Origin of the sequence: Paenibacillus zanthoxyli JH29 (assembly GCF_000520715.1) — a bacterium.
Taxonomy (GTDB): Bacteria; Bacillota; Bacilli; order Paenibacillales; family Paenibacillaceae; genus Paenibacillus_AQ; species Paenibacillus_AQ zanthoxyli.
Genome location: NZ_ASSD01000139.1, coordinates 1 through 11,437 on the forward strand (window position 1 = coordinate 1; position 11,437 = coordinate 11,437).

An 11,437-nucleotide genomic window follows, 5' to 3' on the forward strand; every position below is an offset into this window, starting at 1 on the left:
ACAGTCAGCTTCGGACTCATAAGCGTCCTCGTTTTCTGGCTTGGCGTCATGAAGGTTGCGGAAGATGCCGGACTGCTGCGCGTCATCGCCAAACTGCTAGGTCCGGTTGTCCGCTTCCTGTTCCCGGATGTGCCGAAAGGGCATCCAGCGATTGGCTATATATTATCCAATATGAGCGCGAACTTGCTCGGCCTAGGCAATGCGGCGACGCCGATGGGCATCAAGGCGATGCAGGAATTGCAGACCTTGAATCCCCAAAAGGATACGGCCACCCCCGCGATGTGCACCTTGCTTGCGCTCAACACCGCCAGCATCACGCTCATTCCGGCGACGCTGATTGCGATCCGCCTGAACTACGGCTCTGCCGATCCGGCGGACATCGTCGGGACGACGCTCGCGGCGACCTTCGTCGCAACGCTCGCCGCCATCTTCGCAGACCGGCTGTGCCGCCGGATGCTGCTGCTGCGCAGGCCGCCGGGGCCGCCTGCGCAGAACCGATCCCCCGCCAGGGGCGGATCGGCTCCACCACATTATCAAGTGAAAGGGTGACCGCCCTTGTACCAGATCATCAGCCTGATTTCAACCTGGGCCATACCCGTCATGATCGCTTTCATTCCATTATACGCCTATGCCCGGAAGGTTCCCGTCTACGAATCGTTTGTCGACGGAGCCAAGGAGGGCTTCGGAACGGCAATCGGGATCATTCCCCATCTGGTCGGCATGATGGTGGCGATCAGCGTGTTCCGCGCTTCGGGAGCGCTTGATTTTCTCATGGGATACATCTCTCCGCTGCTGAGAGGTCTCGGAGTTCCGCCGGAGGTGATGCCCCTCGGATTGCTGCGCCCCCTTACCGGCACGGGCTCGCTGGCCTACGCTACCGAACTGATTCGCGTTCACGGGCCCGATTCGCTGATCGGCCGGATCGCCTCCACGATCCAGGGCAGCACGGACACAACCTTGTATGTGCTGACCGTCTACTTTGGCGCCGTCGGCATCCGCAACGGACGCTATGCGCTCAAGGTGGGACTCTTCTCGGACCTTGTAGGCTTTGTCGCCGCTATCGCAGTCTGCCTGCTGGTGTTCGGCTGACGCCATTCCCTGCTTGCCTGCATGGCTTGCCCGCCTCTGACGCTGCCGCCAAGGCGGCTTTTCGGCGAGGCGTAACGCCGGTTTCCTCTTTTTCATATGCTATTGAAGCAATGGAAAAGGGAGGAGACGCGGATGCCGTATCAAGGGTTCATCATTCACACTTCCGTCTGTCCGTCTATCAACGGCAAAGGCTTTGATTTCTGGATCGATGCTTCAGGCACAACCTATGCGGCGCCGCTTCTGACCGACCCCGAATATATCCACCTCTGTCTGGAGGGCGATTTCGGGAAGCCTAAGGCCGCTGCGCAGCAAGCCGAGACCCAGGAGCAGATTTTTGCCGCATGCCGGCTCATTCTGGATTTGGCCGCGCTGTACAGCATATCTCCGGTGATTGTCAAGCCCCACAACGATTCGTGCCCCGGCCCCTATTTTCCCTGGAATGAACTTGTGCTTTATCCCGGCGATGGTTATCATTAGTCTGAGGTGACCAATCGACAATGGAAAGATTACAGAAAATACTGGCACAGGCCGGAGTGGCGTCCAGACGAAAATGCGAAGAGCTGATTCTGGCCGGTAAAGTGGAAGTCAACGGCGAGGTCGTGACGGCTCTCGGAACGAAAGCCGATCCGGATACGGATATCATCAAGGTGTCGGGCAAAAGGATTTCAGGCGAGAATAAAATCTATATTATGTTCAACAAGCCGAAAGGCGTTATTACAAGCGCTTCCGATCCGAAGGGCCGCAAAATCGTGACGGATTACATGAAGGGCATCAAGGAACGGGTGTATCCGATCGGAAGGCTCGATTACGATACGGAAGGTCTGCTGCTGCTGACCAACGACGGGGAATTTGCCAATCTGCTGACCCATCCGAAGCATCATGTGCCCAAGACTTATCTGGCTACGGTCAAAGGCATTCCGCACGGCACGTCCCTGGACAAGCTGAAGGAGGGCATCAAGCTGGAGGACGGCATGACCGCTCCTGCGGAAGTGGAGTACAAGGATATTGACGAGGACAGCAAGGAGTCGGTCATCAGCATCACGATCCACGAGGGCCGCAACCGCCAGGTGCGCCGGATGTTCGAGGCGATCTCTCATCCCGTTATCCGGCTGAAGCGGATTTCGTTCGGCGATATTCTGCTGCAGAATCTGAAGCGCGGTTCGTACCGCCATCTGACCAAGGACGAGATCAACGGGCTGAAGCAGCTCGCTATGGCCGGACTAGCCAAAGGAAATAACACCCGCAAAGACACATAATGTTCACAAGTACCCCCAAGACTCCCCGGAAAAATGAGACCGTATTCGTTATAATGTTCATAGGATGTTCACACTTCTTGTTAACGATATGAACGGTATCATAGAAGGGGGCAATCTGTGTGGGCAAAGCGAGAAAACCGGTACAAATCATCATTTTGGTTCTGATCGTTCTGCTTGGCGGGTATGCGATCGGAACCTCGGCGTTTGGAGGAGACGGCAAGCCGGAAGAGGGCAGCCGTGCTCCGTCCTTTGAGCTGCTTGGGCTGGACGGCAAGACCCATAAGCTGGACGAATATAAAGGTAAGCCGATTGTCCTGAATTTCTGGGGCTCCTGGTGCGCCCCATGCGTGAAGGAAATGCCTGCGCTGGAGGCACAGTGGGAGAAATGGAAGGCCCGAGGAGTCGTTGTCGTCGGCATCAATGTCGGCGAGGATCAAATGACGGTCCAGAATTTTGTAAACGGTACCGGCGTCAACTTCCCGATTCTGATGGACCCGGAGAGGGAGGCGGTGCGCAGCTACGGGATCTCACCTCTGCCGACGACCTTTTTTATCAACGCCAAAGGAAAAATTGATACGATCCATATCGGGCAGCTTGATCTGAGCACGCTCGATGCGCAAATCGGAAAGCTGGTGAACCGATGAGCGGCCGCACCCCTCTTTTCGTCAATACGAAATGCGAATGCGGACACCAGAATCCCGCCGGTACGGTGCTGTGCGAAGCATGCGGCAAGCCGCTGCTTGATAACACGGACTCGGGTGATCCCCTTGAAATGCGCTATGACGGCATGGCCCGCCGTTCCCAAAAGGCCAATCCGGGCATCGTTGACCGGGTATGGAACTTTTTTTCCTCGGTCAAAATCGCGATCTACCTGATCGTGCTGACGCTTCTCGGCTCCACGCTGGGAACGATCTTTCCGCAGGAAAGCACCTTTCTCAATATCGATCCTTCCACCTATTACAAGCAGCGTTACGGCACAGCCGGCGAAATCTATTACAGACTCGGTCTATCCCATACGTATGAATCCTGGTGGTTCATCACTCTCCTGGTCATGATCGGAGCCTCGCTCGTCATTTGCAGCCTTGACCGTGTGCTCCCTCTGTATAAAGCTCTTCATCGGCAAAATATCCGCAAGCACCGCCGGTTTCTAACAAGGCAGAAGGTTGTACTGGTAAGAAAGATCGCAGAGGATTCGGATGCCTGGATTGCAGGAGCCGTTCAGCCTCTGAAGAAACAGGGTTACCGGGTTATGACGGACGGCAGCGCACTGCTCGCGGAGAAGCACCGGTTCAGCCGCTGGGGGCCTTACATTATCCATATCGGCCTGATTATCTTTCTGCTTGCCGTACTGGCCAGAGGGCTCCCAGGGCTTAATATGGATCAGCATCTTGTTTTTCCGCAGGGAGACATCATTCATATTCCGGACACCTCCTATTATTTGGAGAATGAGAAGTTCACCGTAGAGTTTTATAAGGACGAAGAAATGCCTAAAGAATTCCGCGGCAAAAAAGTGCTGCCGAAGCTGTACGAAACGAAGGCGGTGCTGTACGAATGTACGGCGGACTGCGGCGACCCATCCAAGGAACCAAAGCTGACGAAGGTGGCTTCGCATGCGATCCAGGTTAACGATCCTTTGAGCTACAAGGGAATGAAAGCGTATCAGTTCGACTACGACCTGACTCCTGTGCTGCGTTCGGTAACGCCAAAGCTGGTCAATTCCGCGACAGGAGAATCATACGGTTCGTTCAAGCTGGAGATGAAAAATCCCGAGCGCCGTTTTGCCGCCGGTCCGTATACACTGGAGCTGAAGGAGAAGTATATGGAATTCGGACTGAACGAGGAAGGGCAGCCGATCTCCAAGTCACCGTATCCGAACGCGCCTGCCTTTCTTTTTCTGATTAAGGGCCCGAATTTGCCGGCGGACGGCGAGCAGTATTTCTATTTTCCGAAGCAGAATGACAAGGCCGAATTCCAGCAGGACGCGATCAATGACAAGCTCGGGGGAGCGGGCCGCTTTTTGGAGCTTGAGGTGGGCGATATGAGCGGCGTCGATTTTTCGGAATCAACCAGTTATCTCAACCTCCGCGTGGACCGCGCGATGCCGTTTGTCTGGACCGGCGCCGGAATTGTCATGCTCGGCCTGGTGCTTGGCTTTTACTGGCAGCATAGACGGATTTGGCTGACTGTGGACGGGGGCGAATTGACGCTTGGGGCCCATACGAACAAGAACTGGTTCGGGCTTCGGCGGGAAGTGAAAGCTTTCTTGGAGAAAATGAATATTTCCGTGGATGAAAAATCATTGGAAAATGGGGGAGGTCAAGCATGAGTCTGCTCGATTTCAGCAATGATGCGTTTATCGCAGCCTTTTTCCTGTACAGCGGAGCGTTCATGTTATTTACCATCGCCATCTTGGGGCGCAGATGGTCCGGCCGGAGTCCGAAGGAGCATACCGCGCGCTGGGGCCAAATCGCCTTTATCGCCTCAGCCGTCGGGCTCTTGTGCCATCTTGCGTATTTCTTCACCCGCTGGGCGGGCGGAGGGCATATTCCCGTCAGCAACATGTATGAGTTCATGACCTTCTTATCCATGATGGTGATGGTCGCGTTTACGGTCATCTTCTCCATTTACCGCAAAATCCTGCTCGGTCTTTTCTCCGTTCCGGTATCCATCATCGTTATGGCGTATGCCGCCGTATTCCCGCAGGAAGTCCAGCCGCTCATTCCGGCTTTAAGATCAGTCTATTTGAATATCCATGTGACGCTGGCTGCTTTTGGCGAATCCTTTTTTGCGGTGGGATTTGCTGCGGGCCTGATGTATTTGCTGCGGACGGTCAATTTTAATAGCTCGTCAAAAAACGACAAACGCCAGCAGCGAGGAGTCGAGTTTACGCTGTTCACCATCATCATTATTATCGGATTTCTGGTATCCGTATTCGCATTTCGGGCGGCGGGGTACGAGACGGTTTTTACCAGAAGCAACGTTACCGTTGACAATCCCGGGCAGAATGATAGTAAAATAGAGAAAGTCAGTTATAGAATGCCGCCCATTGTGGCACCTTACCATAGCAAAATTGAGAGCTTCCAGTCGATTCTTGGCATCAAGAAACCGCTAACCGAAGCGCCGTCCTGGATGAAGGGTGTCAATGCCGGAAGGAAATTCAATACGGTGATCTGGTCGTTGCTGACCGGAGCTGTGATTTACGGCGCATTGCGCCTCATTGCCCGCAAGCCGCTTGGCAGAGCGCTTCAACCCGTATTGGATGGAATCGACGAGGGCGATCTCGATGAGATTACATACCGGGCAATCGCCATCGGTTTCCCTATTTTTACGCTGGGGGCTTTGATTTTTGCCATGATATGGGCCCAGGTGGCATGGGGAAGATTTTGGGGCTGGGATCCGAAGGAAGTATGGGCTCTTGTGACTTGGCTGTTTTACAGCGCCTATCTCCATCTTCGGCTGGCGCGCGGATGGCAGGGCCGCAAATCCGCATGGCTGGCCGTACTTGGTTTTCTGGTTGTCATGTTTACTCTGGTTGGCGTCAATCTGGTGATCGCCGGACTCCATTCGTATGCCGGGACAGACTAAGTTGTCTACCGGGATACAGGGAGCGTCAATCTCTGGGTATCTTCTACTGTATCGATGAAGGGGTTGTTGTGAAATGGCAGAGCATCTGAATAGAATTCTGGTGGTAGACGATGAGGAACGTATCCGCCGTCTTCTGAAAATGTATCTTGAGAAGGAAGGCTATGAAATCGACGAAGCAGAGGACGGGGAAATTGCGCTTCGCAAAGCAACCGCCGCTGATTACGGATTGATTCTGCTGGATGTCATGCTGCCCGGGATTGACGGTATTGAGGTGCTGACCCGGCTCAGAGACGTAAAGTCCACTCCGGTACTCATGCTGACCGCCAAGGGCGAGGAGATCAACCGTGTGCAGGGCTTTGAAATGGGAGCCGACGATTATGTTGTGAAACCGTTCAGCCCGCGTGAGGTCATCTACCGGGTGAAGGCGATTATGCGCCGTTCCTCGGCGACCGCCTTTCTGTCGAAGGAGACGAATTCCAGCAATAATATCGTATTTACGCATCTGGTGATCGAGCATGACGCGCACCGCGTTACGGCCGGAGGGCAGGAGGTTAGCTTGACGCCGAAGGAGTATGAACTGCTGCATTATTTGGCGGTGTCGCCGGATAAGGTATTCTCGCGGGAGGAGCTGCTGAAGGACGTGTGGAATTACGAATTTTTCGGCGATTTGCGTACAGTGGATACCCATGTGAAGCGTCTCCGTGAAAAGCTGAATAAAGTATCGCCGGAATCTGCTGCGATGATCACGACGGTGTGGGGCGTAGGCTATAAGCTTGAGGTCCCGAAATAAGTGAACTTCTGGAGAAGCCTTGTCGGCAAGCTGTGGGTGACGATCATCTGTCTCGTTGCGGTCGTGCTTATGACATTGGGGCTGTTCCTGCTGCCATACATTGACAGCAACTTCGCCAATTCCGGCGCAATCAAACGGCTATTCATGTATACGGCCTTGATCGGGTTTTCCATGACGACCTTCTTCGCATTGTTTCTGTTCACCAAGATAACGCAGCCGATGCATCAGGTTATCGCAGCAGCGGATGCAATCCGCCGGGGAGAGTACGGCAAGAGGCTAAAGCTTGTCACAAGCGATGAAATCGGCGAGCTGGCGACATCCTTCAATCACATGGCCGCCGAACTGGAGGGAACTATCCGAAGTCTGAATCATGAAAAAGGGCTTCTGTCCAGCGTGCTGCGCAGCATGAGCGATCCCGTGATCACATTTGACAACGAAGGCAAGATCGTGCTCACCAATCCGCACGGCCAGTCCCTGCTGGAAAGCTGGAATGATTTGAAATGGGAGCAGGAAGGCGAAGATGATTTCGAGTACGTAAGCGGAGAGGCTCTGGGTGTTCCGCGTCCGCTGCGCCTGCTGTTCCGGCGTACGCTTCAGGATGGCGGCGACCACAACTCCAATGTGCATGTGCGTCAGGATGTATGGTCGGTGCATATGACGCCGCTCTATTCGGACAACCAAATTCAGGGCACCGTAGCCGTGCTGCGGGATGTGACCGAAGAAGTCCGGCTTGAGAAAATGCGCCGCGACTTTCTGGCGAACGTATCCCATGAAATCCGCACTCCGCTATCGATGATGCAGGGATACAGCGAGGCGCTGCTGGACGGCATGGCTTCTTCGCCGGAGGAGAGCAGCGAGCTTGTTCAGGTGATTCATGATGAGGCGTTGCGGATGGGCCGTCTGGTGAAGGATCTGCTTGATTTGGCCCGAATGGATGCCGGACACACGGATCTCCATAAGGCTCCGGTCAACATGACCGAACTGCTGGAACGGATATACCGTAAATTCTCCGTGCGTGCCAAGGAGCGGGACATTGAATTGCACTGTATTAAAAAGAGCAGCGAGCTTTGGCTCCATGACGCTGACGAAGATAAGCTGGAGCAGGTGCTGACGAATCTGCTGGATAATGCGTTCCGGCATACCCCTGCGGGCAAAAAGATCGATATCGTGGCGGACTGGATTATTTACGCGAATCGGTCGGAAATCGAGGTCGAGGTTCGGGACGAAGGGGTGGGCATTCCATCCGAGGATCTTCCCTTTATTTTTGAACGATTCTACAAAGCGGATAAAGCCCGGGTTCGCGGGGAATCCGGAGGAACCGGTCTCGGCCTGGCTATCGTCAAAAATATCGTCGAGTCCCACGGCGGACATATCTCGGCTGCCAGCAAATTAGGCGAAGGAACCTGCTTTACGCTTCGTCTGCCTGTCGAAAAACAATAAATTTTAAACATTTTTGATCGCACCTCTTGTCTCAGAGGTGCTTTTTGTTGAATGGAGCAGATAAATCTTGTTCTTCGTGGAACAAGCTAACAGGAGGATTTTCCATGAGAAAAATTACAAATGTTAAGCGCTTTATTGATTTTTCGGCAATAGTCCTGTTTCCAGACATACTTCTGGACGGAGCTGCACGATGAGCCGCTATATTTTGTCCCTTGACCAGGGCACGACCAGTTCACGGGCGATTCTGTTCGATGAAGAAGCCAAAATGGTCAGCCAGGCTCAGTATGAGCTAACCCAGTATTTCCCCCGTCCAGGCTGGGTAGAACATGATCCGGAGCAGATTTGGAATATACAGCTCAGGTCGGCAAGAGAGGCCGTCGTAAAAAGTGGTGTCGATCCCTCGCAAATCGCCGCGATCGGCATTACGAACCAGCGTGAGACGGCGCTGATCTGGGAGAAGGCGACCGGCAGACCGGTATACCCGGCCATCGTATGGCAGGACCGGCGAACCGCTGAGATGTGCGAGGAACTTAAGCGAAGGGGGCTGGAGCGGGAGATCGGGGAGAAGACCGGCCTCGTCGCCGACGCTTATTTCTCAGCGACGAAGCTCGCCTGGATACTGGATTATGTGCAAGGCGCCCGGGCAAGAGCCGAGCGTGGCGAACTGCTCGCCGGGACGGTGGATACCTGGCTGATCTGGAAGCTCACCGGCGGTGCTGTTCACGCCACGGACGTCACCAATGCGTCACGGACGATGCTGTTCGATCTGCACCGGAGAGTCTGGGACGATAAGCTGATGGCCGAACTGAACATCCCGGCGGGCATGCTGCCCGAGGTGCGGATGTCTGGCGGGTCCTTCGGAACGGCGCTTAAGCAGTGGTTCGGAGCGGAAATCCCTATTGCTTCCGTGCTGGGGGACCAGCAGGCGGCGCTCTTTGGGCATACCTGTCTGGAAGCCGGGAGCGCTAAGAATACGTACGGCACCGGCTGCTTCATTCTAATGAACACGGGAAGCGAAGCGGTAGCCTCTAAGCATGGACTGCTCACGACGGTGGCTTGGGGAATAGAGGGTGAACTGTATTATGCGCTTGAAGGCAGTGTATTCGTCGCGGGCGCGGCGGTGCAGTGGCTGGAGGAGGGTCTCGGCCTGATTGAAAACCCGAGGCAATCCGAGGAAAAAGCGCGGGAAGTTGAAGACAGCGGGGGTGTCGTAGTTGTACCTGCTTTTACCGGACTGGGCGCGCCGTATTGGGATATGTATGCCCGTGGAGCGGTTTTCGGTTTAACGCGGGGAACGACCTCCGCCCACCTCATACGCGCCACACTGGAATCACTTGCATTCCAATCAAGGGATGTGATCGGGGCAATGGAGAAGGACGCCGATATGCCACTCTCCGACCTGCGGGTGGACGGCGGAGCGGTGCGCAATGATCTGCTGATGCAGTTCCAGGCAGATATTCTGGGCAGAGAAGTAACGCGTACGACATACGCGGAGACAACGGCGCTGGGTGCGGCTCTGCTGGCCGGGCTTATCGCGGGCTTCTGGAACCGTGAAGAGCTGCGGAATTTCAACAAGGCGGAGAAGACATTTACGCCCGCCATGCCGCAGGAGGAGCGGGAGGGCCGTTACCATATTTGGCAGGATGCCGTCTCACGGACGATGGGGTGGGATAAGCATGAGCGGCCGTGAGAGTAACGTTGGCTCCCGTTGGTCCCTACACATAGAAAATACGGTAATGACAAGAAGAGGCGGATCGCGATCCTTTAAGGAATTTGCGGTCCGCTTTCCGGCGTCCGGTAGAGGGAGGCAATGGCACAGGCGGTATGCTCAATTTCCTGTCTCAGCTTAGGCGGCGTGGTAACGATCAAGTCCGCTCCGTAAGACAATATGATGCGTTTTGCCGATTCGAACGTATGGAACTCTGCCTTTACATCAAGCCATGCAGGGTCTGACGAAACGGCGGTAGACAACACCTTCACATAACGCTCTTTTTCAAGCTCCGGGAGAGCGGTGTCCCGAATCCGCAGCTCGGCGGGATAGCGGGGCAATGAAGCCTTGAAGTCGCGCGTAGACTGTTCCCAGTACGCACTAAGATCGAAATCCGGAGGCCGCTGAAAATTTTCCTCCATAATATCGGCCTGTACGATCCGCGACACCCGATAGGTCCGAAAATCACCCTCGCAGCAAGCGACCGCGTACCATACCCCTTTTTTCGCCACTAGTCCTAGAGGTTCGATGATCCGTTCCTTCTGCTCGTCACTCTGACCGTAGGTGATCCTGACTCGCCGGCTTTCTCGGATTGCATGCTGAAGCAGAATTAGATAGGGGACGGATTCATCAATAGGATGCCAGGAGACACCGTCTATATGGATTTGTCCGGACAGGCTGTATCCGGCTTCCGGGCTAAGCGTTCCGGATACGGCTTCGAGTTTGCGGGCCGCCGCAGTATAGTCCTCTTTAATCCCCAGGTCGTCAAGGATCGCCGGATCGGCGGTTAATAGCAGCGCGCCAATCTCCCTGGGCTTCATGCCCGTAAGCCTGGTGCGATAGCCTTCCGCCAGCATCCAGCCTCCTTCGCGGCCCCGCTCCGCCAGTACGGGAATACCCGCGGCCGATAGAGCCTCCATATCCCGGTGCACCGTCCGTTCGGATATTTCAAGCATGCCGGATAATTGGCGGGTCGTAAACTTGCCGCGATTCTGAAGCAGCAGCAGAATGGACAGCAGACGGTCGGCTCTCATCTCCGCAATTCCTCCTAACTTAAAAATAACTTTAAATAATTATATTAATAATATACGACAATCGATGACATATATAAGGACTAAACTGAATATACAGCCTGTGTTAATCCAGTGAAGGCCCGAAAAAGCTGAAAATCTGGAGAAGCGAAATGGAGCAGGTGAGTTCTGTCTTAGGAGGAAACTTAATATGAAAACGCTGCAGGGAAAGATTGCGCTTGTCACCGGAGCAAGCAGAGGAGCGGGCAAGGGTATCGCGCTGGAATTGGCCGCCGCCGGGGCTTACGTCTATGTGACAGGAAGAAGCGTTAATGGAATTCGCTCGAAAAATAGACCGGGAGATATTGATGCCACCGTAGAAGAAATCGAAAAGAGAGGAGGGCGCGGAGCGGCGGTAAGATGCGATCATACCGATATCCGGGATATGGAAAGCTTAATTTCGCGCATTACTTCCGAACAAGGCAGGCTGGACATACTGGTGAACAATGTATGGGGAGGCAACGAGCTGCCGATTGATGAGCGGCCCTTCTGGGAGCAG

12 protein-coding genes are annotated in these 11,437 nt (G+C 54.6%); 11 read left to right on the plus strand and 1 reads right to left on the minus strand.

Going from position 1 to position 11,437, the window contains the following annotated elements:
• From L691_RS0105605 to glpK, 10 genes are all read left to right on the plus strand, one after another.
• A partial coding sequence (locus tag L691_RS0105605) for a nucleoside recognition domain-containing protein (protein ID WP_025689293.1) occupies positions 1-549 on the plus strand: 549 nt, incomplete at its 5' end.
• Between the two features lie 51 nt (positions 550-600).
• Positions 601-1,089 (plus strand): spore maturation protein, encoded by a 489-nt coding sequence (locus tag L691_RS0105610; protein ID WP_051459308.1) that lies wholly within the window; start codon positions 601-603, stop codon positions 1,087-1,089.
• A gap of 132 nt (positions 1,090-1,221) precedes the next feature.
• The gene (locus tag L691_RS0105615) at positions 1,222-1,566 is read left to right on the plus strand and encodes an N-acetylmuramoyl-L-alanine amidase (protein ID WP_025689295.1); all 345 of its coding nucleotides are present in this window, start codon (positions 1,222-1,224) and stop codon (positions 1,564-1,566) included.
• A gap of 20 nt (positions 1,567-1,586) precedes the next feature.
• The gene (locus L691_RS0105620; protein WP_025689296.1) at positions 1,587-2,345 is read left to right on the plus strand and encodes a pseudouridine synthase; all 759 of its coding nucleotides are present in this window, start codon (positions 1,587-1,589) and stop codon (positions 2,343-2,345) included.
• A gap of 119 nt (positions 2,346-2,464) precedes the next feature.
• Positions 2,465-2,989 (plus strand): redoxin domain-containing protein, encoded by a 525-nt coding sequence (locus tag L691_RS0105625; RefSeq protein WP_025689297.1) that lies wholly within the window; start codon positions 2,465-2,467, stop codon positions 2,987-2,989.
• A complete protein-coding gene (resB, locus tag L691_RS0105630) occupies positions 2,986-4,671 on the plus strand; it encodes a cytochrome c biogenesis protein ResB (protein WP_025689298.1) in 1,686 nt (561 codons plus the stop codon). Before L691_RS0105625 ends, resB begins: the two co-directional genes overlap by 4 nt.
• A complete protein-coding gene (gene ccsA / locus L691_RS0105635) occupies positions 4,668-5,930 on the plus strand; it encodes a cytochrome c biogenesis protein CcsA (RefSeq protein WP_025689299.1) in 1,263 nt (420 codons plus the stop codon). The genes resB and ccsA overlap by 4 nt, the downstream gene beginning before the upstream one ends.
• 73 nt (positions 5,931-6,003) lie before the next feature.
• Positions 6,004-6,720 (plus strand): response regulator transcription factor, encoded by a 717-nt coding sequence (locus tag L691_RS0105640; protein ID WP_025689300.1) that lies wholly within the window; start codon positions 6,004-6,006, stop codon positions 6,718-6,720.
• Positions 6,721-8,160: an ATP-binding protein gene (locus tag L691_RS0105645; protein ID WP_025689301.1), complete on the plus strand. Its 1,440-nt coding sequence runs from the start codon at positions 6,721-6,723 to the stop codon at positions 8,158-8,160.
• A 190-nt stretch (positions 8,161-8,350) separates the two neighbouring features.
• Positions 8,351-9,850, plus strand: a complete 1,500-nt coding sequence (gene glpK, locus L691_RS0105655) for a glycerol kinase GlpK (RefSeq protein WP_025689302.1) — start codon at positions 8,351-8,353, stop codon at positions 9,848-9,850.
• A gap of 74 nt (positions 9,851-9,924) precedes the next feature.
• On the opposite strand, the gene L691_RS0105660 is transcribed toward glpK, so the two are convergent.
• Positions 9,925-10,902, minus strand: coding sequence for a helix-turn-helix transcriptional regulator (locus L691_RS0105660; RefSeq protein WP_025689304.1), 978 nt, complete (start codon positions 10,900-10,902; stop codon positions 9,925-9,927).
• 187 nt (positions 10,903-11,089) lie between these two features.
• On the opposite strand from L691_RS0105660, the gene L691_RS0105665 reads away from it, so the two are divergent.
• A partial coding sequence (locus L691_RS0105665; protein ID WP_025689305.1) for an SDR family NAD(P)-dependent oxidoreductase occupies positions 11,090-11,437 on the plus strand: 348 nt, incomplete at its 3' end.